The organism is Embleya sp. L77 (assembly GCF_055557415.1).
On the sequence record NZ_CM145709.1, the window covers coordinates 6,231,147 to 6,255,759 of the forward strand.

The 24,613-nt window shown below is 70.6% G+C and carries 22 protein-coding genes; 12 read left to right on the forward strand and 10 right to left on the reverse strand.

Features of this window, described 5'->3' with window-relative positions; translation table 11 throughout:
* Positions 1–76 precede the first annotated feature (76 nt).
* Positions 77–1,570, reverse strand: coding sequence for an aldehyde dehydrogenase family protein (locus tag ACZOOI_RS26435; RefSeq protein ID WP_465278183.1), 1,494 nt, complete (start codon positions 1,568–1,570; stop codon positions 77–79).
* Positions 1,570–2,610, reverse strand: coding sequence for a nitrilase-related carbon-nitrogen hydrolase (locus ACZOOI_RS26440; RefSeq protein WP_465278184.1), 1,041 nt, complete (start codon positions 2,608–2,610; stop codon positions 1,570–1,572). The genes ACZOOI_RS26435 and ACZOOI_RS26440 overlap by 1 nt, the downstream gene beginning before the upstream one ends.
* 204 nt (positions 2,611–2,814) lie before the next feature.
* Between ACZOOI_RS26440 and ACZOOI_RS26445 the strand changes: the two genes are divergently transcribed.
* Complete coding sequence (locus ACZOOI_RS26445; protein ID WP_465278185.1) at positions 2,815–3,675, forward strand: HpcH/HpaI aldolase/citrate lyase family protein; 861 nt, start codon at positions 2,815–2,817, stop codon at positions 3,673–3,675.
* A 123-nt stretch (positions 3,676–3,798) separates the two neighbouring features.
* Positions 3,799–4,818, forward strand: coding sequence for a YihY/virulence factor BrkB family protein (locus tag ACZOOI_RS26450; protein WP_465278186.1), 1,020 nt, complete (start codon positions 3,799–3,801; stop codon positions 4,816–4,818).
* An 18-nt stretch (positions 4,819–4,836) separates the two neighbouring features.
* On the opposite strand, the gene ACZOOI_RS26455 is transcribed toward ACZOOI_RS26450, so the two are convergent.
* From ACZOOI_RS26455 to ACZOOI_RS26465, 3 genes are read right to left on the reverse strand one after another with little or no spacing between them, the layout of a single operon-like run.
* The gene (locus tag ACZOOI_RS26455) at positions 4,837–6,324 is read right to left on the reverse strand and encodes an MmgE/PrpD family protein (protein ID WP_465278187.1); all 1,488 of its coding nucleotides are present in this window, start codon (positions 6,322–6,324) and stop codon (positions 4,837–4,839) included.
* The gene (locus tag ACZOOI_RS26460; protein WP_465278188.1) at positions 6,317–7,126 is read right to left on the reverse strand and encodes a cyclase family protein; all 810 of its coding nucleotides are present in this window, start codon (positions 7,124–7,126) and stop codon (positions 6,317–6,319) included. The genes ACZOOI_RS26455 and ACZOOI_RS26460 overlap by 8 nt, the downstream gene beginning before the upstream one ends.
* Positions 7,123–8,319, reverse strand: coding sequence for a CaiB/BaiF CoA transferase family protein (locus tag ACZOOI_RS26465; protein ID WP_465278189.1), 1,197 nt, complete (start codon positions 8,317–8,319; stop codon positions 7,123–7,125). The genes ACZOOI_RS26460 and ACZOOI_RS26465 overlap by 4 nt, the downstream gene beginning before the upstream one ends.
* Before the next feature lie 182 nt (positions 8,320–8,501).
* Between ACZOOI_RS26465 and ACZOOI_RS26470 the strand changes: the two genes are divergently transcribed.
* The 3 genes from ACZOOI_RS26470 to ACZOOI_RS26480 all read left to right on the forward strand — a co-directional run bounded on the left by ACZOOI_RS26470 (position 8,502) and on the right by ACZOOI_RS26480 (position 11,244).
* Positions 8,502–8,849: a hypothetical protein gene (locus ACZOOI_RS26470; protein ID WP_465278190.1), complete on the forward strand. Its 348-nt coding sequence runs from the start codon at positions 8,502–8,504 to the stop codon at positions 8,847–8,849.
* Positions 8,839–9,726 carry an IclR family transcriptional regulator gene (locus ACZOOI_RS26475; protein WP_465278191.1) on the forward strand — a complete coding sequence of 296 codons (888 nt, stop codon included), beginning with the start codon at positions 8,839–8,841 and terminating at the stop codon, positions 9,724–9,726. Before ACZOOI_RS26470 ends, ACZOOI_RS26475 begins: the two co-directional genes overlap by 11 nt.
* A gap of 69 nt (positions 9,727–9,795) precedes the next feature.
* Complete coding sequence (locus ACZOOI_RS26480) at positions 9,796–11,244, forward strand: dihydroorotase (protein ID WP_465278192.1); 1,449 nt, start codon at positions 9,796–9,798, stop codon at positions 11,242–11,244.
* Positions 11,245–11,295: 51 nt separating this feature from the next.
* Here ACZOOI_RS26480 and ACZOOI_RS26485 read toward each other — a convergent pair whose 3' ends face one another.
* Entirely contained in the window at positions 11,296–12,288 is a 993-nt protein-coding gene (locus ACZOOI_RS26485; RefSeq protein WP_465278193.1) for a GlxA family transcriptional regulator, read from the reverse strand.
* Positions 12,289–12,855: 567 nt separating this feature from the next.
* Here ACZOOI_RS26485 and ACZOOI_RS26490 point away from each other — a divergent pair.
* The 5 genes from ACZOOI_RS26490 to ACZOOI_RS26510 all read left to right on the forward strand — a co-directional run bounded on the left by ACZOOI_RS26490 (position 12,856) and on the right by ACZOOI_RS26510 (position 18,590).
* The gene (locus ACZOOI_RS26490; RefSeq protein ID WP_465278194.1) at positions 12,856–13,821 is read left to right on the forward strand and encodes an ABC transporter permease; all 966 of its coding nucleotides are present in this window, start codon (positions 12,856–12,858) and stop codon (positions 13,819–13,821) included.
* Entirely contained in the window at positions 13,818–14,861 is a 1,044-nt protein-coding gene (locus tag ACZOOI_RS26495; RefSeq protein ID WP_465278195.1) for an ABC transporter permease, read from the forward strand. The genes ACZOOI_RS26490 and ACZOOI_RS26495 overlap by 4 nt, the downstream gene beginning before the upstream one ends.
* Positions 14,858–15,901 carry an ABC transporter ATP-binding protein gene (locus ACZOOI_RS26500; protein WP_465278196.1) on the forward strand — a complete coding sequence of 348 codons (1,044 nt, stop codon included), beginning with the start codon at positions 14,858–14,860 and terminating at the stop codon, positions 15,899–15,901. Before ACZOOI_RS26495 ends, ACZOOI_RS26500 begins: the two co-directional genes overlap by 4 nt.
* Positions 15,898–16,908: an ABC transporter ATP-binding protein gene (locus ACZOOI_RS26505; protein WP_465278197.1), complete on the forward strand. Its 1,011-nt coding sequence runs from the start codon at positions 15,898–15,900 to the stop codon at positions 16,906–16,908. The genes ACZOOI_RS26500 and ACZOOI_RS26505 overlap by 4 nt, the downstream gene beginning before the upstream one ends.
* A 128-nt stretch (positions 16,909–17,036) precedes the next feature.
* Positions 17,037–18,590: an ABC transporter substrate-binding protein gene (locus tag ACZOOI_RS26510; RefSeq protein ID WP_465278198.1), complete on the forward strand. Its 1,554-nt coding sequence runs from the start codon at positions 17,037–17,039 to the stop codon at positions 18,588–18,590.
* Positions 18,591–18,802: 212 nt separating this feature from the next.
* Here the strand turns inward: ACZOOI_RS26510 and ACZOOI_RS26515 are convergent, their stop codons facing one another.
* From ACZOOI_RS26515 to ACZOOI_RS26525, 3 genes are all read right to left on the reverse strand, one after another.
* Positions 18,803–19,807 carry a DUF1838 family protein gene (locus ACZOOI_RS26515; protein WP_465278199.1) on the reverse strand — a complete coding sequence of 335 codons (1,005 nt, stop codon included), beginning with the start codon at positions 19,805–19,807 and terminating at the stop codon, positions 18,803–18,805.
* A 487-nt stretch (positions 19,808–20,294) separates the two neighbouring features.
* Positions 20,295–21,038 carry a maleate cis-trans isomerase family protein gene (locus ACZOOI_RS26520; protein WP_465278200.1) on the reverse strand — a complete coding sequence of 248 codons (744 nt, stop codon included), beginning with the start codon at positions 21,036–21,038 and terminating at the stop codon, positions 20,295–20,297.
* Positions 21,035–21,595: a TetR-like C-terminal domain-containing protein gene (locus ACZOOI_RS26525; protein WP_465278201.1), complete on the reverse strand. Its 561-nt coding sequence runs from the start codon at positions 21,593–21,595 to the stop codon at positions 21,035–21,037. The genes ACZOOI_RS26520 and ACZOOI_RS26525 overlap by 4 nt, the downstream gene beginning before the upstream one ends.
* 76 nt (positions 21,596–21,671) lie before the next feature.
* On the opposite strand from ACZOOI_RS26525, the gene ACZOOI_RS26530 reads away from it, so the two are divergent.
* Both ACZOOI_RS26530 and ACZOOI_RS26535 read left to right on the forward strand, forming a co-directional pair.
* On the forward strand, positions 21,672–22,565 hold the full coding sequence (locus tag ACZOOI_RS26530) for a DUF4437 domain-containing protein (protein ID WP_465278202.1): 894 nt from the start codon (positions 21,672–21,674) through the stop codon (positions 22,563–22,565).
* Between the two features lie 172 nt (positions 22,566–22,737).
* Entirely contained in the window at positions 22,738–23,418 is a 681-nt protein-coding gene (locus ACZOOI_RS26535; protein ID WP_465278203.1) for a GntR family transcriptional regulator, read from the forward strand.
* Between the two features lie 73 nt (positions 23,419–23,491).
* Here ACZOOI_RS26535 and ACZOOI_RS26540 read toward each other — a convergent pair whose 3' ends face one another.
* Positions 23,492–24,382: a hydroxymethylglutaryl-CoA lyase gene (locus ACZOOI_RS26540; protein WP_465278204.1), complete on the reverse strand. Its 891-nt coding sequence runs from the start codon at positions 24,380–24,382 to the stop codon at positions 23,492–23,494.
* Between the last annotated feature and the right edge of the window lie 231 nt (positions 24,383–24,613).

A 24,613-nucleotide genomic window follows, 5' to 3' on the forward strand; every position in this document is an offset into this window, starting at 1 on the left:
GTGTTCGTCTCTCGTGCGGTTTTCTGGATGGGCGGCTCGTCGCGGCAGTCCCGGCCCGGCGCAGCCGTGGGCCGGGTCAGGCCGGGTGCCACCACGGGTCCTTGACGGCCCCGCGATGGATCAGGAGGGACTGGCGCCGCAGGAAGCGTTGGATCGAGGCGGGCCCCATGCGTGAGCCGCCCAGGCCGGACTGCTTGAAAGCGTTCTTCTCGCCCTCGTGCAGCACCGCGGTCAGGGCCGCGTCGTTCACGCTGATCGCGCCCGCGGACAGGCGTCGACCCACGTCCGCCGCGCTGTCCGCCCGGCCCGCGAAGACTGCGGCGGACAGGCCGTAGGGGCTGTCCTCGGCGAGGGCGACGGCCTCGTCGAGCGTGTCGAACGCCATCACCGGCAGGACCGGACCGAACGTTTCTTCGGTCATGACCTTCATCGTGTGATCCACGTCGGTGAGCACGGTCGGCCGCAGGTACGTGCCGCCGTCGAGGTGTTCCAGGGCGCCGCCGGTCAACGCCGCCGCGCCGCGCGCGTAGGCGTCGCGCAGATGGTCGGCGATCACGCGCACCTGGGCGCTGTCGATGATCGGACCGAGCCCCCCGGCGGACGGATCGGGGTGGGCAAGTCCCACGCGTTCCGCCTTCGCGACCAACAGGGCGGTGAATTCCGCGAGCCGGTCCCGTTGCACGTACACCCGCTCGATGGACAGGCACGACTGGCCCGCGTTGGCGGTTGCGCCCCACAGGATTGCCGAGGACGCGTGGTCCAGGTCCGCGTCCGCGCAGACGATCGCGGGATCCTTGCCGCCCAGTTCCAGACACGCGGGAATCAGCCGTTCGGCGGCCTGGTGCGCCACGCGCCGCCCGGTGGGCACACTTCCGGTGAAGGCTACGATGTCGACTTCGCCGACGAGGGCCTCCCCGGTGCCGCCGCCGCCTTCGACGAAGGCCAACACGCGCGACAGCTCCGGGTCCTGGGCCACGACCTCGTTCAGGACATCCACGAAGCGGGGTGTGACCTCACTGGGCTTGACCACCACGGCGCAGCCCGCGGCCAGGGCCGGGATCGTGTCGATGAGGCTGAGCAGCAGCGGGAAGTTCCAGGGACTGATCACGCCGGCGAGTCGGTACGGGCGGTCGCCGGTGCGGATGCCGACCCAGGGGATCGCCGAGTCGCGCTCCGCGCGGGGGCGAAGCAGCGCGGGGGCCTCGTCCGCCCAGCGGCGCAACGCGGCTGCGGTGATGTCGAGTTCGAGGCGTGACTCGACGGTTCGGCCGGTGTCCGCGGACAGCGCGGCGACGAGCTGTTCGCGGTGGTGCTCCATCCGGTCGGCGAACCGCCGCAGGACCTCGCCTCGGTCTTGCGCGGAGAGGTGTTCCCAAGCCGGTTGGGCGGCGCGGAGACTGCCGCACAGCGCGGTCAGTTCCCTGTGGGTCGGCGCGGCGAGTACGTGGGTGGGGCGGCCGGTCCGCGGATCGGGCACCGGTGTCCTGGCGTCGAGTGGGGGATCGGCCGCCGGGTCGATCCCGTCGGTGTCGCGCGTACGAGACGTACCGCCTGCGGGCGTGGTCGGCATCAGATCACCACCCCTGCCTCGTGGAGACGCTCCAGCGATGCGCGATGGCGTGCGGCGAAATAGCCGCGATCGGGGATCGCGCCCGCGAGCGACTCGGGCCGTTCGACGTCGTGGCGGGCGTATTCCGCGGCCCACAGGCCGGTCTTGACCCGGCCGAGGAGGTTGCCCATGCCCGGACGACGGCGGTGACGGCGCAGCGCGACCAGGTCGAGTTCGGCGTTCGCGACCATCGATTCGCCGGGTCCGGCCTCGACGAGGACCCGCCCGGTGTAGTCCACGATCTTGGAGAGGCCGTCGGTGGAGGCCTGGGGGATCGCGGTCCCGGTGTGGCCGCCGGTGTTGGCGGACACCACGTAGGCGAGGTTCTCGACGGCGCGGGCCACCTTGGCCACGTCCTTCGGGGTCTGCAACGGACTGCCTGCCTCGGCGGAGGAGTGCACGAACACCTCGGCACCCCGCAGAGCCAGGCTCCGGGCCAACTCGGGGTACAGGATCTCCTCCGAGGCGATGGCCCCCAGCACACCGATCGACGTGCGCGCCACCGGCAGCACGGCATCGATCCCGTACACGTCGAGGTACTCCTGCCACACGTCGTACGGCGTGGGCGAGTACAGGGAATGCAGTCTCCGGTACCGCAGCACGCAGTTGCCCGCGGGATCGTGCACGGTGCTGGCCTGGAAGTACAGGCCGGGGAAGTGCTCGTCGGTCTCGTACGCGCTCATGGCGAGGAATATGCCGTGGCGCACGGCCACGGCGGCGATCGCGTCGTATTCCCCGCCGCCGGGCGCCAGCGCGGCCTTGTGGGCCCAGGCTTGGACGGCCTCTCCCATCGGGAACCCGGTCAGCACGTACTCGGGCAGGACGACGAGTCGAACCTCGGGACCCAGGAACGCGATGCCGGCGGCGATCTGGGCGTCGATGCGCGCGATGGACGCGCGAATCAGCAGGCGCGCGTCGTCGTCCCCGAGGGCATTGACCGCTTCGCATCGGGACTGCAACGCCAGTGCGCAGTAGGCGAGTTCGTCCTCGCGCTGGTTCATCCATCCTCCACTGGTTGCCGGAACAGCGTTTCGGCCAGTGGAAAGCTAACACCCGGTATCCCCTCCCGGAACCTGCCGAACGCGACACGTTGGGCGGTTCCGTGTCGGTCCCGGCCACACTTCGGCGCACGCCGACCCGACGATAATGAAACGCTGGTACGCACAGCGAAATCCATCCGAGGCGCGGCAGAAGGAGAAGACAACATGAGCGCCCGATCCTGGTTGTACGTCCCGGGAGACCGACCCGCCATGCTCGACAAGGCCCTCGACCGCGGCGCCGACGCCGTCATCGTCGACCTCGAGGACGCCGTCCCGGCATCCGGCAAGGCATCCGCGCGCAGCGCGGTCGCCCGATGGCTGGCCGGCCAGGATCCGGCGGCGCGGTGCGCCATCTGGGTCCGCCTCAACCCCGGCCCACCCGGTCTCGACGACGCCCGCGCCGTGGTCGCCCCGGCACTGCGGGGCGTCTGCCTCGCCAAGTGCGCCGGCGTGGACGACGTCGCCTCGGTAGACGCCGTCCTCACCGAACGCGAACGCGAACTCGGCAGCGAGGTCGGCCGCATCAAGGTGGCCCCTCTCCTGGAGGACGCGTCGGCCGTCCTTGCCGCCCCCGCCCTTGCCCGCGCACCCAGAGTGGTCCGGCTGCAGATCGGCGAAGCCGACCTGTGTGCCGAACTCGGCATCGAGCCCGGCGAGGACGAGCGAGAACTGCTCGCCATACGCACCCAGGTGTTGCTGGCGTCCGCGGCGGCGGGCATCGAACCCCCCGTCGGCCCCGTCTCGACCGTCTACCGCGACCATGAGCGGCTGCGCCGCACGACCGAGGCTCTGCGCCGCATGGGGTACCGGTCCCGGGCCTGTATCCATCCCGACCAGATCGCCGTCGTCAACGAGATCTTCACCCCGACGCCGGGCCAACTGGACAGGGCCGCCGCGTTGGTGGCCCGCTTCGACGCGGCACTGCGCGCGGGCGATGCGGTCCTCGTCGACGACGAGGGCCGCATGATCGACGAGGCAGTGGTCCGCAGCGCGCGGCGCACCCTGGCCATCGGGGAGGCCCCCTGAGGGACGACCCGATGGCCGGGGTGCCCCCGGGCGGATTCGCTTGTGGGGGCCGTGGTCGTGCTCGCCGCCAACGCGATGTGAGCCGCTGTGCTGGAACTTCTCCGGCGGGGCAGGCTCTTCGTGATGAAGACGGACGGCGAGGCACAGCACACACGTCAGGCGGGTCTTTCGCGTCGTCTCGATGCGTTCCAACGTCGGCGCAAATGGGCTGCTTTCCCACTCGCGGTGATCTACAAGTTCGTCGACGACCAGGGAACGTATCTGGCCGCGCTGATCACGTACTACGCGTTCGTGTCACTGTTTCCGCTGCTCCTCCTGCTGGTCACCGCCCTCGGCTTCGCTCTGCGTGACAACCCGGACCTCCAGCAGCGGGTGCTCCACTCGGCACTGCGTCAATTCCCGGTGATCGGGGATCAGATCGGTACCAACATCCACTCGCTCCGTGGGAGCGGCTGGGGGGTGGCCATCGGCCTCGTCGGGAGCCTCTACGGCGCGCTGGGGGTCGCGCAGGCGGCGCGTAACGCCCTCGACAAGATCTGGGCGGTACCTCGCCACCGCCGGCCCAACCCGATCCGCGCCCGCTTGTACAGTCTCCTCCTCATCTTCGCTCTCGCGGTGGGGGTGACACTGAGCACCGCGTTGACGGGCGCGGCCACCGGGAACAGCCCCGACGCGGTCGTGGTGTCGGGGATCGTGCCGAGCGTGGCAGCGGCTGTGGCATCGACGGCCTTGAACGCGGTGATGATCCTGACCGCCTACCGGCTGCTCTCCGATCGCTCGATTGCCTTGGGAGCGTTGGCGTACGCGGCGATCGCCGCCGCATGTGCGTGGCAGGGGCTGCTCTGGGCAGCCACGTACTACGTTGATCATCTCCTGCGCGGCAGCACCGCGACCTATGGACTGTTCGGCATCGTGTTGGGGTTGATCACCTGGATATATCTTGGGGCACTGGTGTTCGTTTGGGCGGCCGAGGCCGTATCGGTACGGGTGAACCGGCTGTGGCCGCGCAGCCTCCTGGCTCCGTTCACCGATCACGCACAGCTGAGCACCGCGGATCGCCGCGCTTACGAGTCATATGCCGTCACCGAGACGTACAAGTCTTTCGAACGTGTCGATGTGGCCTTCGACGACCCGCCCGACTGAGTGGAGTGCGCCCGCGCGTCACACCGTGCCGGGGTCGATTCCCAAGGTTCGCGCGTCGGGTCCCCCGAGCACGGGCAGGAGTCCGGTCAGGGTCGAGCTGAGGGGGAGTGCGCGGACGCGCGCCGCCAGTGCGGTCACCTCCTCCGGAGGCAGGACTCGGGAGGCGTTGAGTCGATACTTGGTCTCCAGTTCGTCCAGGGTCAGTGGTGTTCCCGGTCCGCCCCGTGAGGAGTGGACGCGGTGCTCCCAGTGACGGCCGTCGTGGGTACGGACGCGCAGTATCGCGCTGAAGGCCATGGGGAACTCGTTGTCACACTCGGGATCGGCGACCACCGTGACGCGTTCGGCGAGTGCCAACCGTCGGGGGTCGGCGAAGGCCTCGGGGGAGAAGTCGTCCAGGTGCAGGCCGAGTCCGCCTCCTCCGATGAACGCGGAGGCGACCGTGTACGGGCCGGAGAACTTCGCGTGGTAGGGCGTGGTGGGCCGGACCTTTTGTTCGCGAGGCTCTCCGATGGTGCGCAACGGTGCGGCCGCGACACCCAGTTCGGCCCATTCCACGTCGTCCGCCGCAAGCCCTTGGGCACGCAGTGCGAGCGCGCAGTCGATCCCGGGGTGGGTGAAGTGGTTGGAAGGATAGGGCTTGTAGACGGTGCGGAGCAGTTCCCAGGAGTTCGGCTCGTCCATGCGGTCCAGGCCCGCCAGCAGTGGCGCGGGGTCCCATGCGTCGTCGAGGTAGGCGCGCAGGAAGCCGAACCGCCCTTCGAGGACGGTGGGCGGCCCGGTGACACCTTCGAGGGCGAGTTGCGCGGCGGTGATTCCCGCATGCGCGGCCCATCCGCAGTGGATGCGCTTGACGGTGCCCCCGGTGCGGTTGGCTTCGATCACCCCTGAGCCCATGGAGCAGGCGATTCCGATGGCGTCTGCGATGCCCGCACGGTCCAGGCCGTAGGCGACACCGGCGGCGACGGCCGCGCCGACCGTCCCGCAGATGGACGTCGCGTGGAAACCCTTCTCGAAGAACACCGAGTTGCGCAGGGCGGAGTCGTACGAGGCGGCGCCGAGGCGGACGCAGACCTCGTTGCCCGCGGCGACCGCGGCGATCAGTTCGGCGCCGGTCGCGCCTGCGGTTCCGGCGGCCGCGAGGGCGGCCGGGACCACCGACGCGGAGGGGTGGAGGACCGAGGGCAGGTGGGTGTCGTCGAAGTCCAGCGCGTGCGCCAGTGTGCCGGTGAGCAGCGCCGCCCGGTCGGCGGGCATCCGGTCGGGCAGACCCACGACCGATGCCTCCGGAACGCCTCCGGCGCGTCGCGCGTGTCTGAGCACCGCCATGTGCGGTTCGGCGGGGTCGGTGAGTTCGAGCGCGGCGAGGCAGTTGCCGAGAGTGTCGAGGATGCGTCCGACCACGTCGTCGGTGACGGCCGTGGGCAGGGATTTCTCCCGCGCGTCGACGGCGAGGCCGGCCAGGAGCCGGGCATAGGGCTCGGGCGCCTCGCGTGGCTCAGCCACGGGGCACCACCGCGAGTGGCCGGGCCGGGGCACCGGTGGCGCCGACCACCGGCAGCGGGGCCAGTACGAGCAGGAACTCGGTGACCCCGGCGTCGGCGAGTTCGTGCAGTCGCATCGTCTCGACGATGTGGATGCCCTTCTCGACCAACAGGATGCGGTGTACGGGAAGCGTGGCGTGGCCCTTGCCCGGGGCGATGCGTTCGAACGCGATGGTTTCGCCTCCCACCAGGCGGACGTTCCGGTCGGCGAGCCAGTGCGCGGCGTCAAGGCCCGGTCCCGGGACTCCGCCGGTCAGGCCGACGAACCGGTCTCCGGTGTCCCACAGGCGTGACCAGCCGGTCCCGACCAGGACGGCGTCCCCCGGGCCGATGGGGGCCGCTTCGCGTTCGGCGTCGGCGAGTTCGGCGGCGGTGATCTCGTGGCCGGGCGGCAGCGTCTTCGTGCCGTGCAGGCGCGCGATGTCCAGGTGTACGGCCCGTCCGACGAACGGCACGAACTCCTCGATGCCCAGGTTGCTGAACCCGTCGTGGCTCTGCAGGGAAGCGGCGGGCAGCCCACCGAAGACGTAGCCCTCGTGGGAGACGTGCGCCAGCGCGTCGACGTGCGTGCCGACGTGGCCGCCGGTGACGATGAGTTCGTTGGCCGCCGACCCGCCGTCCGCGCGGACCATGTCGCCGTGGCGTCGCTCGAGGTGCATCCGGAACGGGGGGTGGTTCGGGGACTGCGGCATGCCTCGGCGCATGGGCTGCGCCAGGTCGAACACATGGGCGTTGGAGGCCAGTTCCCACAGGGTGGCGGTCAAATGGCACCTTCCTCGCGGAGTGCGGCCAGGTCCTCGGCGGTCAGGCCGAGGCGGCCGGAGAAGATCGTGTCGTTGTCCGCGCCCGGGGCGCGTCCGGTCCATCGGATGGAGCCGGGGGACCGCGACAGGCGGTACAGGACGTTCTGCATGCGCAGGGGCCCCAGGTCGTCGTCCGCGACGGTGGTGATGGTGTCGAGGGCGCGGTACTGGGGGTCCTCGAAGATGTCGCGGATGTCGTAGACGGGTGCGATGGCGGCCTGGGCCTTCTCGAACTCTTCGACCACCTCGGCCAGGTCCCGGGCGGCTATCCAGCCGCCCACGTACCCGTCGAGGAGGTCCGCGTGCGCGGCCCGTCCCGAGCCGGAGGCGAACCACGGTTGTGCGATGACCTCGCCGTGGCCGACCAGGGTCATGACGCGCTCGGCCACCGACTGGGCGGAGGTGCTGACCGCGAGCCACTTGTCGTCGCGGGTGCGATAGGTGTTGCGAGGGGCGTTGTTCACGGAGCGGTTGCCGGTGCGCTGCGGGATGAGCCCCAGCTGGTCGAAGGCCGTCGCCTGCGGGCCCAGGAGCGTCAACAGCGGTTCGATGATGGCGAGGTCGACCACCTGGCCCGGGGCGTCGTGGACGTCGCGGTGGTAGAGCGCGGTCTGCACCGCGCCGACCAGGGTGAGCGCGGCGACGCCGTCGGCGAGACCGAAGGGCGGCAGGGTCGGGGGGCCGTCGGGTTCGCCGGTCACGGCGGCGAATCCGCTCATCGACTCGGCCAACGTGCCGAAGCCGGGGCGGGAGGCGTACGGGCCGAACTGCCCGAAGCCGGTGACGCGTGCGATCACCAGGCGCGGGTTGTCCGCGTGCAGGACGTCGGGTCCCAGACCCCAGCGTTCCAGGGTGCCCGGCCGGAAGTTCTCGACGAGTACGTCTGCTTGGGCCGCCAGGCGGCGCAGCAGGGCGGCGCCGCCCTGGCGGCCGAGGTCGATCGTCACCGTGTGTTTGTTGCGGCCGAGCATCTTCCACCACAGGCCCACGCCGTCCTTGTCGGGGCCGTGGGTGCGCGCGGGGTCCGGTTTGCGCGGGTGCTCGACCTTGATCACGTCGGCACCGAAGTCGCCGAGGATCGTGGCCGCCAGGGGACCGGCGAAGAGCGTGGCGCAGTCCAGCACGGTGACCCCGCGCAGGGGTCCGTCGGGCATCGCATTCACCTCGTAAGTTGTCGCAAACGGCAACACTGTTCCTCATTGTGGAACAGGTTTCCAGGAAGCTAGCATGAGGCATCGCCGGGTCGGAAGTGGAACAGGGTTCGCCAACGCGAAACTTATATGGCGACTGGAGCCTTTGACCTGGCATTCGACACTGCGTCCCCGAGAGGATTCGCGTGATCTACCTCGTCTACCGGATGAAGCTCAAGGAGCGTTCGCGCCGCGACCAGAAGGCCTTTTGGTCGTGGCTGGAGGATCGCGAGAGCTGGTTCTACCGTGACCTGCCGATGGTGCGGGAAGTGCGCTGGTACTACAGCGTCGTCGGCGACGTGTACGCGTTGGAGAATTGGGCCGCGTTCGACGACGAGGCGGCCTGGGGGGCGTACCGCAAGGCGCTGTCCGGTCTCAAGCACGACCGGGACTGGGAGCACCAACGGGTCTCGCAGGACGACTGGTGGGAGTTCCTCGACACCCGGATCGTCACCGATCCGCCGGTGCGGGTCGGCTTCCGTCGTGGCGACTGACACCGAGTTTCCCGACCGCGGCCCCGCCGCCGCGACGGCCCCCGCCGGTCAGACGGTCGTCACCGTCGAACGGGCCGCCGACGTGCTGATGCACTTCTGCGACGCCCGGACCCCGGACCTGGGGATCACCGAGATCGCCGAGGCGCTGGCGATGTCCAAGGCGGCGGTCCACCGCCTCCTGGGCTCGCTCCGCAGCAGGGGCTTGATCGCCCTGGACCCGGACACCCGCCGCTACTCGCTCGGCCCCGCGGTCATGCGACTGGGGCTGGCCTACCTGGACCGGCTCGACGTGCGCTCCGCCGCGGCACCCGAGCTGCGCGCGTTGTCCCTGGACACCGGGGAGACCGCCACGCTGTCCGTGCGTGTCGGCGACACCCGCATCTACATCGACCAGGTGACCCCCGACCGCGAGGTGATCATGTCGGTCACCCTGGGCGCCCCGTACCCGCTCTGCCTGGGCGCCTCCTCGAAGGCGCTCCTTGCGTACCTGCCGGAGGCGCGGGACGCCCGCGAACTCGCCCGCCTGGTACGACAGGCACCCCTGCACGCGACGCGTTCCGCCGGGCGCGGGCGCGGTGACGTCGGGGGGACCGCGGCGACGTCGGGCGCCGCGCTGCATCACCTCGCCCGGGAGTTGGCCGACATCCGTGCCCGGGGCTGGGCAGGCTCGGCGGGGGAGCGCCAGGCCGGCGCGGCATCCGTGGCCGCCCCGGTCTTCGACCATCACGGCGCACCGGCGGCGGTGGTCAGCGTGTGCGGTCCCGCCGAGCGATTCGCGCAAGGCGCCGACCACTGCCTGGCACACCTGTTGCGAGCCACCCGCAGGCTCTCACAACGCCTGGGCGCGCCGACGGCGCGCTTGACCCAACAGCCGTGACCGACGCGTGATCGCGCCGGTCCCACACCATCGAAGGGGGTGGAGGCCGCCCCGCGGGCGGCTTCACTCATGGCACGCTACGACCTGATCATCAAGAACGGCACGCTCGTCCAACCCCACGTCGGGGAGATCCGCGCCGACCTGGCCGTCAAGGACGGCGTCGTCGCGGCCCTCGGCGACGACCTGAGCCCCGCCGAGGCCGACGAGGTCATCGACGCGACCGGCCGGATCGTCCTCCCCGGCGCCGTCGACGCGCACTTCCATCTGGGCATCTACCGCGACCTGGCCCTCGACGCCCACGAGGAGACACGCTCCTCGCTGGTCGGCGGCGCCACCACGGTGCTGTCGTACTTCCGCACCGGCGAGCACTACCTGAACCGGACCGGCTCGTACGAGGACATCTTCCCGGAGGTCCTCAAGGCCGTGCAGGGCCGGTCCTTCACCGACTACGGGTTCCACCTCGCGCCGATGACCAGCGACCAGATAGGCGAGATCCCACGCCTGATCGCCGAACACGGGGTCACGTCGTTCAAGTACTACATGTTCTACAAGGGCTTCAACCTCGCCTCCAGCTCCCGCGACACCAAGTCCTTCCGGATGGCGGAAGACGGCCAGGAGTACGACCTGGGCCACCTCTTCGAGCTGATGGAGGGCGTCGCCGCCGCCGGCGCGACCGCCTCGGGCAGTCGCGTCTCGCTCTCGCTGCACTGCGAACAGTCGGAACTCATGCGGCTGTTCATCGACCGGGTGCGCAAGAACGGCGACCCGCAGACGCTCGAGGCGTACCACCGGGGCCGCCCCCCACTCACCGAACGGGTGGCCATCGGCGAGGCGACCACCCTGGCCCAGGCGGCGCACTGCGCGGTGAACCTCCTGCACCTGTCCAGCGCCGACGCGCTCGACGCCGCGCGCATCGCACGACGCAACCATCCCGAGCTCGACGTCCGCGCCGAGGTCACCCTCCACCACCTGTGCCTGGACCACGCGTCGCTGGACGCCACCGGAGTCGGCCTGGGGGCGAAGGTGAACCCCCCGATCCGCACCGGTGAGGACAACCGGGCGCTGTGGGAGGGCGTGCTCGACGGCACGGTCGACTGGGTCGCCTCCGACCACGCCTGCTGCATGGAGGAACACAAGGGCGACGAACTGTGGCCCGCGCTGCCCGGCTTCGGCGGGACCGCGCTGCTGTACCCGGTGCTCTTGTCCGAGGGACACCACCGGCGCGGACTGCCCCTGCACCGCGTGGCGGAGCTGGTCTCCGCCAACCCGGCGCGGGCGTACGGTCTCACCGGCAAGGGGTCGCTGCTCGTGGGCGCGGACGCCGACCTGGTGATCGTCGACCTGGACAGGCAACAGCGGGTGTCCGCCGAACTGCTGCTGTCCGGACAGGACCACTGTCCGTTCGACGGCGTGGACCTGCGCGGCTGGCCGCAGACCACCATCGTCGGCGGTCGCGTCGCCTACCGCGACGGCGCCGTCGTCGGGGAGCCCTCGGGTCGGTACATCCGCCGGGGCTGACCGCGGGGGACGGTCGGGCGCCGCGAGAGGGCGGCGCGGCGCCCGCGCCGCTCAGACCGGTTGGCGGCGCAGGTCCCCGGGGCGCCTGCCGGTCTCCTTGGAGAACGCCCGGTAGAACGCGGACACGTCCTGGTAGCCGACCCGCCGGGCGATCTCGGAGATGTTCACCGTCGACTCGGCGAGCAGCAGTTCGGCCTGGGCCATGCGGACCTGGCGCAGGTACTGCCGGGGGCCGGTGCCCAACGCGGCGAGGAACCGGCGCTCCACGGTGCGTGGGGTCATGTCCAGGTGCCGGGAAAGCTCGGCCACGGTCACCGTGTCCCCCAGATGTTCCTCCAACCAGAACTGGGCGGCGACCACCACGGGATCGGCGGATCGCTGCGGCGGCACGGCCGGCCTGCGCACCGGTACCGGGTCCTTGTCCCCGGTCGCCGGCGGGACGACGGACCGCAGTTCCTCGGGCACGTCGAAGACGAAGCGGCTCGCGACACGGGCCGCGGAAGCCTTCCCGTAGACCTGCCCGGACATCTGGGCCAACAACTCCATGCTGGAGACCAGTCCGTGGGCCGTCGCCACCCGCCCGGATCGCACGATGGCCCGGGATGGCCGGAGCCTGACCCGGGGGAACAGCCGGCGGAACTGCACGACATACGGAGGGAACGTCGTCGCCTCACCGCCGTCCAGGACACCGGCCGCGGCCAACAGCAGCGAACCGGTCCCGCCCGCCGCCAGATGCACCCCCTCCCCGTGCCGCTCGTTCACCCAGCGCAGCAGCGGCGCCGACGCCGCGATCGCCTCGTCGACGTCGCCGGTGAACGCGGCGACGAAGACCAGGGCGCACTGCCGCACGTCCGCGAGCGCGGCGTCGGCGGCCACCACCGTGCCGCCCTGACACGCGACGGGTCGACCGTCCACGCTGACGGTCAGGACCCTTTGCCCGATGCCCCCGCGGCCGCCACGAGCCGCGGCCCACAGCAGATCGCGCGCCGTGACCACACTCGACGCCAAAGCCCTCGGCGGAGCCAGCACCACTGCGACCGACACGGGCGTCCCTCCTCTTCCACGGCCGGACCCCGCGGATGCGGGCGGCTTCTCCCCGGTGATTCGACCGAGGTTCGGCGAGTTTGACACCCCAACAGGGCTCTTGTCGCGTTCGGCAACGTATCCGTCGTGTGCGGCCAATGTCTGCGCCCGAACGCCCACCTACGCTCTTGGCAATTCGGAACAGCGTTTCCGACTGTGGAAACTTCCCCGCCCCCGGCGACGCGGCGCGACACCCGGAAACCGGCCGGCGCGCGTCGCACGCCCGCCGCCCCGCCCCGCAGGAAGGCACCTCGTGCACGAGACCGGCGCTCCCGCCCGCTTCGCCCCCATGGTGAACCACGCCCCGCGCTCCGGCGGCCGCCGCGGCCCGCAGGCGCCCGCCACGCGCGCAGGACACGCCCACCGAGCCGGATCCGACACCCCCTCGCCGACCGACCCGTCGCCGCGGGAGGCCTTCGCCCCGGCCGCCGCCCAACCCGCCCCCGCCCGCGCACGCCGACCGCTCGCCCCGCCGCACGCCGAAGGCCCGACCACCTCGACCACGGCCGAGGAAACCGAGGCCACCTCATGATCCGAATGACCCTCGGCCGCCTGCTGCAGGCCATCCCGGTCCTCTTCGCGGTCTCCCTGATCGCCTTCGCACTCCTGCGCACCGCACCCGGCGACCCTGCGGTGACACTCGCAGGCATCGGCGCCCCCGACGCCCAGGTCGACGCCATCCGCCACGACCTCCACCTCGACCGCTCCATCCCGGAGCAGTACCTCCACTGGCTCGCGAACGCGCTCGACGGCGACCTCGGAGCCTCCTACACCACCCGCGAACCGGTCACGGACCTGCTCGCCCAGCGCTTCCCCGCGACGCTGCAACTCGCTCTGACCGCGCTCGTCCTCGTCGTGGTCGTCGCGGTACCGCTCGGCGTCCTGGCCGCACTGCGCCGCGGCGGGATCGCCGACCACCTGGTACGCGTACTCTCCCTCGGCGGGCTCGCCGTTCCCAGCTTCGTCCTCGGCATGGGATTCGTCCTCCTCTTCGGCTGGTACGTCACCGGCGTCTGGCCCTACCAGGGCTTCGTCGCCTACGACACCGATCCCCTCGAGGCGTTCCGCCATCTCCTGCTGCCCGGTCTGGCCCTGGCGTTCCCGCAGATCGGTGTCGTCGCCAGGACCACCCGAAGCGGCATGCTCGACGTCCTCGCACAGGAGTACATCACCACCGCGAGAGCTTTCGGGATCCCCGAACGGCGCGTGATCGCGGCCGACGCGCTGCGCAACGCGCTCCTGCCCGTCGTCACCCAACTCGGTGTCGTCACCGGACTCCTGCTCGGGGGTTCCGTGATCGTCGAGAACGTCTTCGGCATCACCGGCACGGGCAGCCTGCTCGTCACCTCCTTCGGCGAGCGCAACTACTCCGTCACCGTCGGCGTGATGCTGGTGATCGCCCTCGCGTTCGTGCTCGTCAACCTCGTCGTCGACCTGCTGTACGGCGCGATCGATCCACGCATCCGCGCGGGCTACCGCAAGGGGCAGGCGTGATTCCCACCCGGACACCACCGACACACCCGGCCCGGCCGGCGTGGGGGAGCGCGACCGCCAAGGCGGTCTCCCTCGCCCGCCCCGCGCTGCACACCGCCCGGCTCCTGACCCGCAGGCCCGCCGGCATCGCCGCGACCGTCCTGGCGCTCCTGCTCGCCGCGATCGCCGTCGTCGGTCCCTGGCTGACCCCCGACCCCAACTCCCAGGCGTACCCGACCCTGTCCGGGCCGGGCGCCGACCACTGGATGGGCACCGACAACACCGGCCGCGACCTCCTGGCCAGATTCGTCGCAGGAGCCCGCGTCTCGCTGGTCGTCGCCCTCGCGTGTACCGCCGCAGCCACGGTCATCGGCACGGTCGTCGGCATGGCCGCGGCCCTGCGTGCCGGCTCCTGGTTCGACACCCTCACCATGCGCCTGACCGACGTCGTCATGGCGTTCCCGCTCCTGGTCCTGGTCCCGGTCCTCTCCGGCGTCTTCACTCAAAAAGGCATCGAAGTCGGCCCGGTCGCGCTGGACAACGTCGCCGTGATGGGTATCGCGATCGGCGTCGCGCTGACCCCGGTATTCATCCGCCTGGCCCGGGCATCCGCGCTTGCAGAGGTCCGCAAGGACTACATGACCGCCGCTCGCAGCCTCGGCGCGCGACGCCGGGACCTGCTCTTCGGCAACCTGCTGCCGAACATCGCCACCCCCATCGTCGTGCAGGCCGCATTCTCCGTGGCCGTCGCGATCATCGTCGAGGCATCCGTCTCCTTCCTCGGACTGGGCATCCAACCGCCCGACGCCAGTTGGGGAACTCTGCTGACCGACGCGCGCAGCCAACTCCTGCTGGGCGCCTGGTGGCTGATCCTCTTCCCCACCCTCGGGATCGCCACCGCGGTCCTGGCCCTGACCCTCCTCGGGGACGAACTGCGCGACATCCTCGACCCCCGCATCCGCCGCTCCTTCGACCGGCCTGCCAAGCGCCCGGCGCCCGCCGAGACCCCCCATCCGGCACACGTGCCGTCCGCCCCCGCCGAACACGAGGTCGGCCCATGACACACGCACCCGACGCGGCGCCCGGCACCCCTCTCCTCGCCGTCACCGGCCTGACCGTCGGCTACGGCGACCCCACCACACCGATCAACGCCGTCGTCGACGCCGACCTCACCGTGCGGCGAGGCGAATCCGTCGGCATCGTCGGCGAATCCGGATCCGGCAAGAGCACCCTGCTGCGCGCCCTCCTGGGTCTGCACGGAGCCGCCGCGCACGTCACCGGCAGCATCCGCCTGGAAGGAACCGAACTCGCCGACGACCCGAACGCGATGCGCAGCGCACGCGGCGGCCGTGTGGCCATGGTCTTCCAAGACCCGGTCAACGCCTTCAACCCCGCCTACACCATCGGCCGGCAACTCGAGCGGCTGGTCAAACTGCACCGGCCGGAACTGGGCCGTCACGCGCGACGAACCCACGTCAAAGCCATGCTCGACCGCGTCGGCATCCCCGGCCACCGCACCCGCAACCACCCCTTCGAGTTCAGCCAGGGCCAACTCCAACGCTGCATGATCGCGGCCGCCTTCCTGGCCGGCCGCCCCTCACTCGTCCTCGCGGACGAGCCCACCACCAGCCTCGACGTGACCATCGAAGCCCAGATCGTCGAACTCGTCCGCGAACTGCGCGACGAACTGGACATGAGCATGGTCCTGGTCACCCACAACCTGGGCCTGGTCGCGGACCTGTGCGACCGCGTCCAAGTCATGTACGCGGGACGCTTCGTCGAAAACACCGACACCCAGGACCTGTTCGACACCCCGGCCCACCCGTACACCCGGGCACTCCTACGCTCCGCCCCGGACCTGGAACGCGCCCGAGATCGCGACGCCCGCCTGCACACCATGCGCGGCGGCGTGCCCGACCTGGCCGCGCCCCCGCCCGGCTGCCCCTTCGCACCCCGCTGCGAAGAGCACCTGGGCGGCCCCTGCGACCACGAACTCCCCCCACTCATCCCCCTGGCAGAGCGCGAGGGCGCCGCCCGCTGCCACCGCCACGACCCCCGGCACGCCACCGACCGCGTTCTCGACACAGGAGCGCCCGCATGAAGCCACCCCCCGCGCCCGCGAACGCCGTCATCGAGGCCGAGGACCTGTCCGTACGCTTCCCCGCCAACACCGGACCCTGGGACCGACTCCGCCGCGGCCGCCGCTACCTCCACGCCGTCGACGGCGTCAGCCTCGCCGTGCACCCCTCCGAAACCGTCGCCCTCATCGGCGAGTCGGGATCCGGCAAGTCGACGTTCGGACGCGCCCTCCTCCACCTGGAGGAACCGGCCGCCGGACGCCTGCGATTCCACGGCGCCGACGTCACCAACGCCTCGGGGGAGGAACTGCGGGACCTGCGCCGCAGCCGACAACTGGTCTTCCAGAACCCGTACGCCGCCATCAACCGTCGCCGCCTGGTCCGCGACGTGATCACCGAACCCCTGCGATACCACCGCATCGGGACACCCGACGAGCGCGCCGCCCGCGCGTGCGAACTCGCGGAGATCGTCGGCCTGTCCGTCGGCCACATGTCCCGATACCCGCACGAGTTGTCGGGCGGCCAACTGCAACGCGTGGTCATCGCCAGGGCACTCGCGCCGGAACCGCAATTCCTCGTGGCCGACGAACCCACCGCCAGCCTGGACATCAGCGTGGGCGCGCAGATCGTCAACCTCTTCGCCGACATGCGCGACCGGTTCGGACTCGCCGTCCTCTACATCAGCCACGACCTGCCCACCGTCGCCCACCTGGCCGATCGCATCGCGGTGATGTACCTCGGCCGGATCGTCGAATCGGCACCCGCCCGGGCACTCATCGACGAGCCGCTGCACCCCTACACCCGCATCCTCCTCGCATCGGTGCCACGGCTCGACCCGCGTCGGCGGCGGACGGCCCCCACCCGCGGAGAAGTCCCCGACGCCGCCCACCGACCCAGCGGATGCGCCTTCCGCACCCGCTGCCCCCTCGCCATGCCCGTGTGCGCCGAACAGGTCCCCGCACCTCACGCGGCCGGCGACGGCCGACTCGTCGCCTGTCACGCGGTCGCGTCGACCCCAACGACCGGCTGAGCGATCAGGCACCGGGCCGACCGACCGCAAAGGTCCGGCCTTGGCGAGGTAGCGCACCCCATGACGGCTCGACCGTCACCCGTACCGAGATCCATCAGGCATGCCCACCACCGGAAGAGGAACCGCAGATGACAAGACCCAGCGCACGAGCCACGACCCTCGCCCTGGTCGCGGTGCTGACCGCGGCGCCGGCGCTGACCGGATGCGGGGGCGACTCCGCCGGCTCAGGCGCCGGACCCGGCGTCTTGCGCGTCGACTCCGCGTCCGAACCGCAGGACCTGGATCCGTTGGCCTACAACACCTCGACGCAACTGCGCCTGACCTACGCGCTCTACGACACCCTGCTGGAGAACCGAGGCGGAGGACAGGTCGGGCCCAGACTCGCCGACGTGCCCACGGTGACACCGGACGGGCTCATGTACACCTTCAAGCTGCGCAGCGGCGTCAAGTTCCACCAAGGGCAGGACCTGACGTCCGCCGACGTGAAGTCCACCTACGACACGATCCTCAACCCCAAGGACCCCAAGGCCGGGTCGATCTGGCGCTCCGTGGTCACGGCCCTGGCGTCCGTCGAGGCACCCGACCCGCTCACCGTCGTCTTCCGGCTCAAGACGCCCTACGAGCCGATGACCGCGAACTTCTCCCTCATACCGATCACCAGCTCCCAGACGCCGTACGAGCCACGCACCACCTACGCCACCTCGGAGAACGGCTCCGGCCCCTTCCGCCTGGAGAAGTGGGATCGCGGTCGGCAGATCACCCTGACCCGCAACGACGGCTACTTCCTCGGCGCCCCCAAGCTGAACAAGGTCGTCGTCGCCACCGTCAAGGACGACACCACACGCCTGACCAATCTGGTCAACGGCACCACCCACATCTCCGCCGACCTGCCGCCGGCACAGGTTCCCCAGCTCCAGGGAAAGAACGGCATCGTCGTCCGCGAACCCCAGGCGAGCGCGATCCAGATGTTCCTCTATCCCAACCTCAAGGGCGGCCCCACGGCCGACGTCCATTTCCGCAAGGCGATGGCCCTCGCCCTGGACCGCCAAAAGATCGTCGACGACGTGTTCAAGGGCACCGCCGTGCCCGTCAATACCGGACTCCCGCAAGGGGCACCCTCGTTCGACCCGAACGTCGGGCACAAGTACGGCGGCACCCCGCACGTCGAACAAGCCAAGGCCGAACTCGCCCAATCGCCGTACAAGGGCGAGGAACTCGCGCTCGCACTGTCCCCCGAGTCCTACACCAAGGACGCGGCGACGATCATCCAACAAAGCCTTCAGGCCGTCGGGATCAAGGTTCGCCTGGAGGTACAGGAGGAGAACGTCTACTTCGGCAGGATGCTGGCCAACAACTTCGGCGACCTGCTTCTCACCACCCTGCCGACCGGGAACAACCCCAACCACTCCGGGTTCGGCATCTACGCGGACAAGTCGACGACCAACTTCAACAAGGTGTCCGACCCGCGCATGCAGGAACTGCTGAACGCCGCCGTGGGCACGACCGACCCCGCGGCGGCGAGGGCCGGCTGGAAGGCGGTGCAGGAGTACGACACCGAGACCGCGTACGTGGTGCCCGTGGTCACCCGCCACTACCTCGAGGCCGTGAGCGCGAAAGTCAAGGGCCACACCACCGCAGCCAATGGAAGTCTCGGCGACCTCCGGGAAGTGACCTTCGGCTGACCGGTCGATGCCGGTCGAATCCAGTCCACAGGGTCCGCCTGGGCGCGTTGCGCCCGGTCGGACCCTGTGGCGCTGCGTCCCGCGCCCTGACGAGTCGGTCCACCCGGCCGGCTGCGATCCCGACACCCGGACATGCCGAAGCCGGCGGCGCCCCGCCGGATCGCGGGGCGCCGCCGGCTTCGGTGCACGGCCCGCCGGGCCGCGCGGGCGGCTCAGCCGCCGCTCGTGTCGCACCACTGCTTCCACGTGAGGTTCTTGGGCGCGAGCTCCTGCTTGTAGAACGTGGTCCAGGTGGTGTCGTTCGGGGTGGGGTTCACCCCGTCGGGGGAGTGTTGGTAGATCGGGTATTCGGCGCGCACGGCGTCCTTGATCCACGGCTCCAGCCGATCGAAGGAGTCCAACGACCAACTGCGCGCGTGGTACACCAGGTTGCCGAGGGTGCCGCTCTCGGGGATGCACATGGCGGGGATGTACGGGCCGTTGCGGGTCCAGGAGTTGACGACCTCCATCGCGCCCCGCGGAACCTGGCGGGCGTCGTCCCGGTGGCGCGCCTCGTCGCGGTCGACGAGGAAGTCGAACATCTCCCACGAGGCGTAGGTGTTGTTCACCAGTCCGAACGGCTCGGGGATCCGGTAGCGCTGTTGGAGGCTGTACAACGGCGGGACGTCCGTGGTCCAGACGAGCTGGTCGTGGATCGTCTTCGGCCGGACGGCGGCGTCCATCGGGACCTCGGCGTTGCCGAGGATCGAGAAGAGTTTGCCGTCCTTGATGCGGTAGTGGCTGTCGACGTGCTCGTTGTCGACCGGTGGTAGCGGGCGGGTCTTGCCGTCGAGCGGGTTGGTCCACCGGTCGATGCGCCGCCCGGTCGCCGGATCGGTGTAGAAGACGATCTCGCGGGAGAGTTGGTACACCTCGTTCGTGCCGGGCACACGGTGGAGCCGGCGGATGTTGTAGCCCTCGAAACCGAACAGTGTCTTGCCGTGTGGCATGGCGGCGCCGTACGCGTTGCCGCTGACCTGGTTCAACACGGAGCCGCTGATGCGGTACACCATGTCCTTGCCGTCCGGGCGGCCGAGGGTCTGCAGGAAGAGCCGGGCGTTGGGGTCCTCGAGCGTCTTGAACAGGGCTCCGGGGTCGGTCGGGTCGGGAGCGGGGCCGGCTTCCGCCGAGCCTTGGATCGTGGCCGCGACGGCCAGGGCCGCGGCCGTCGCGGCCACGGCACGGAAGGTACGGGAACGGGGTCTGCGCGCCATTGTGTGGGTCCCTCCAGGGGCGGATCCGAGCTGTCGGCGGGTGCGCCGTCGCCGCAGGGTCGGGCCCACGTTCCTTCAGTGTCAACGAGGTTCCACTTCGTGGAACACCGGGACCGGCTGCGGTCTTGCCGAACGCGTCAGTCCCGACGTATCGGCGGCGTGTCTGCCAGGGGTGACGACAGGGGGACGTCGACCGACCCTGCCGCCACGTCGTCGCATACGACCAAGGCCGGGCGGACGGGCCGCCCGCGCGGGGTGTCCGCACGAGACGGCCGGCGTCGGCCGCTTCCCTCCCGGTTTCGCTCGGTGGTGGGTGTCGATCCGGGTCCCGAACGAGGGGTGTCCGTGCCACGTTCCGGGCGAGGTCGCGCACCGGCGTCGTACCGATCGACCGCGGATCCGTCGACGTCCGTCCCGCGGGGGGCTCGGTCCGATCGCGCCCGGCAGGTGCTCAGTGCTCGCGCAGCAGAGTGCCTGCACCCGTGATGCGGTCGGCGAAGCCGTGTTCGCGCAGCGCGTGCCACAGCGTCGCGCTGTTGATGGCCACCACCGGCTTTCCGAGTTCGCCTTCCAGGACGTCGGCCAAGGCCACGAACGACAGGTTCGTGCCGACCTGGACGATGGCGTCGACATCGGGTGCGTCCAATGCGGCCACGACCTCGCGCAGCCGCTCGTCCGGCACGCGCGCGATGTCCATGGCCGTGGGGCAACGAAGTCCGGTGACCGCGGCGACGTCGAACCCGGCTTCGCTGAAGAACCGGCCCACCTCGCGGTCGGCGACCGGTTGGTAGGGCGAGAACACGGCGATCCGTCGGCACCCCAACTGGTGCAGGGCCGCGCGGCAGGAGCTCGCGCCGGTGGTGACGGGCAGGCCCGTGCGGTCGCGAACGCGCTGCTCGAAGGCCGCGTTTCCCTCGACGCCGCCCCAGAACGTCTCGGCGGACATGCCCATGACCAGGCGCTCGGGTTCGGCGGTGAGCACGTCCCGCAGAGCGGTGTTCATCGATGCCCGGATCTGGCCCAGCAGGGCCTCGAAGCCGCGGTCGCCGTCGATGGTGGGGTCGGGGATGTACATCGATCCGGCGCGGTACGCGACTCCGGGGATGCGTGCCGACCAGTAGTCATGCTCGACGACGGTGTTCGTGCTGGGGACGACGACTCCGAACAGGGCCCTGGGTCCGACGGCGTTGGTCATGCGCGCACCAGCCTTGCCAGGACCTCGTCCACGGTGCGGTGTGCCCGGGCGCGGGCGGTGGGGCGGTCGAGGAGCAGGGCGTCGACGAGCAACGGGGAGGCGATGGCCGCGACCGCGTCCTCGCGGTCGGTGTGTCGCACGCCCGCGGCGCGCAGCGTGTCGTGGAACGGCGCCAGGAGGTCGCCCACGTAGCGGCGCCGCAGTTCGGCGGTGGAGGGATCGAGGGACGCGGCCGCGACCAGCGCCTGCAGGAAGCCGCCCACCGGCTTGTCGCGCAGCCGATTGCACAACAGGTCCACCTCGGTGTGCAGATCGCGGGCCGGATCGCCGGTCGGCTGCTGCGACCGCAGCGGCGCCACCTCGATGAGGCCGGCCAGCACGTCGCGCGGTGTGGGCCAGTGCCGGTACACGGTGGAGCGGGAGACCCCGGTCGCGGCGTACAGACGCTGGGGAGTCAGCGCCGCCGCTCCTTCGGTCAACAGGAGTTCGAGGGCGGCGGTCAGCACGACCGTCGTGGTGTCGTCGGTGGGCCCCGCGGGCCGTCCAGGTCTGGTCACAGATTAACGATACATCTTGCCTCGGGAACTAGTTAGCAATACGTTCTGTACCGAAAACCTAGCGAGGAGGAACATCTTGCGACCGCACGTGGAGATCGTCGACGAGCGTGACCTGATCCGGCACCCGGCGGAGTTCCGGCACGCCACCGGCGACGCCGAGCAACTCAACCTCAGCTACGACGAGGAGGACGGCTCGGCCTCGCTCAAGGTCCGCTTCACCACCGACTGGTCCCGGCCGGCCGGCGTCCACGCCGCCGAGACCGAGTGGTACGTCCTGTCCGGACGGGTCGTCGTCGGCGACACGGTGCTCGGCCCGGAGGGCTACTGGCACGCCCCGGCCGGTGTCCACACCCCGGGCCTGGAGGTCGCCGCCGGCACGGAGATCCTCCTGTTCCGCGAATACGGCGACTGGACCTTCGAACCGGCGGACCACGACCGACCGGGTGTACGCGAGGACCAGAAGCTGATCGTTCGCGACACCGCCGCGATGCCGTGGATCGACGTCAAGGACGGCAGCCCCATGCGCTTCGACCTCGGCGGCACACCCGTCCCGGGCCTGTACATCAAGCTGTTGCACCGCGACGAGAAGACCGGCTTCTACACCCGGCTCATCAAGGCCAAGCCGGGCTGGCGCGAGACTCCCCTCGCCCACCACCCCTGCAGCGAGGAGGCCTACTGCCTCGAGGGGGCCTTCGACTACAACTTCGGCAAGATGTGGCCCGGCACCTACTTCTGGCGACCCGCGCTGATCCGGCACGGCGACTTCACCGCCGACGCCGAGAAGGGCTGCACCTGGATCCTGCGCTCCGACGCCGACCTGGTCGACTGGTACACCGACAACGCGCGCGTGGTCATGGAGGGCGACGCGACCAACTGGGGCCCGGAGTATCCGCAGACGGTGGGCCCGCGCCTGATCGAACCGGTCCGCTCCCGCAGCATGGGCCCCTGGGAGAACCCCACCTACCAATAGACGCCCCGTACACGTCGCCCGCCCGTGACATCGTCACGGGCGGGCGACGCGCGTCGTGGAGCGTGCGCGCGCGACCCGGGGACGGCCGGATCGGCGCTGTGCCCTCCGGGCCGAAGGTCGCAACGGCGGCATGGGTCGGGTCCGTAGGATGCCCGGTGGAGGTGATCGACCGATGGCTCGTGCCGCAGACCGGGCGTACGAGATGCTGCGCGGCGGCATTCTCGACGGGAGCTACCGACCGGGGGCCCGGCTGGGCGAGGCCGAACTCGCGGAGGCGACGGGTGGGAGCCGCACACCCGTGCGTGAGGCCCTGCGCCGCCTCGAGGTCGAAGGGCTCGTCGAGGTCGCGCCGCATCGCGGGGCGAGGGTGGCGCGATGGTCTCGGGAGGCCGTCGAGGAGATCTACGACCTGCGGCTGGTCCTGGAGTCGTTCGCGGCCCTGCGCGCCGCGCACAGGATCTCCGACGCCGACATCGACCGGTTGGCCGACCTGTGCGCGGACATGGAGCACGCGGCCGCGCCGGGAGGGGGGCGGGATCTGGAGCGGTTGGCCGCGTCGAACAACGAGTTCCACGGCATCATTCGTGCCGCCTCGGCGAGTTCGCGCCTGTTGACGATGCTGAACGCCGTGGTGCAGATGCCGTTGGTGCTCACCACGTTCCACCGCTACGCGCCGCAGGACCTGGCCCGCAGCGCCGGTCACCACCGCGAACTCGTCGACGCGTTGCGGGCACGCGACGGGGATTGGGCGCAGGCGGTCATGCGTTCGCACGTCGCCGCCGCCAAGGCCGTCCTGCTGGCCTCCCTGCCCGACGCGGGGATCGAGCCCGACGCCGCGACCGGGTCCGGTTGACCCTCGCGCCACCCTCGGCCCGATGCCCGGCGGCGCGGAGCCGGACGACGATGACCGGCCCCGCGCCAAAGAGTCAGGACGCCGGTGGGAAGCCGCCGGCACGGCCCAGGAGCGCGGGCACCGGCTTGCCGAGTCGCCCGCCCAGCCACTGCGCCGTCTCCATGACGGAGTGCAACTCGATGCCGGTCTCCACGCCCATCCGTTCCAGCGCGTAGACGAGGTCCTCCGTCGCGATGTTGCCGGTCGCGGCAGGCGCGAACGGGCAGCCCCCGATGCCGCCGATGCTCGCGTCCAGGGTGTCGACGCCGGATTCCACCGCGGCGATCGCGTTGGCATACCCGGTGTTGCGGGTGTTGTGGAAGTGGCAACGCCGGCGCACGCCCGGCGCCGCGTCCGCCAGCCCGTCCAGCAACGCCCGGACCTGGTTCGGCGTGCCGACGCCGATGGTGTCGGCCAGGGCGATCTCGTCGGGTCCCGACGCCGCCGCGTGCCGGGCGATGTCGAGGACGCGCTCGGCCGGGACCTCACCCTCGAAGGGACAGCCGAACGCCGCCGCGATCGTGACCGTGGTCCGCAGCCCTGCCGCACGGGCACCTTCGGCGATCTCCGACCAAACGTGCAGCATCTCGTCCACGCCGCGATTCTGGTTGCGCCTGCTGAAGGTCTCGGTGGCCACGACCACGACGTTCACCTCGTCCACGCCACATGCCACGGCCCGGTCCAGCCCCCGGGGGTTGAGCACGAGTCCGCCGTAGGAGACGTGGTCCAGGCGCGGGAGCGCGGCCATGACCTCCTCGGCGTCCGCCATCCGGGGCACGACGCGGGGATTGACGAAGCTGACCGCCTCGACCCGTCGGGCGCCCGCGGCGACGGCACGGCCGATCAACTCCACCTTGTCGTGCGCCGTCAACACCGCAGTCTCGTTCTGCAGCCCGTCCCGGGGTCCCACCTCGAGGATTTCCATCACTGCTTCTCCAGATCGTATGCAATAGCGTTTCATTCAAGGGTTCGTGTCGAGAATTTCCCCTGGATAGTCTTGTGTCAAGGCGAAAGATCGTCCTAGATTGCATACAACTTGGTGAGGGATCGTGCATGGCTCGTACAGCGGACCGCGTGTACGAGGCCCTGCGAACAGGCATCCTCGACGGCACCCGGCACGGCGGATGTGGCCCGGCTCAACGCCCGGTTTCACAAA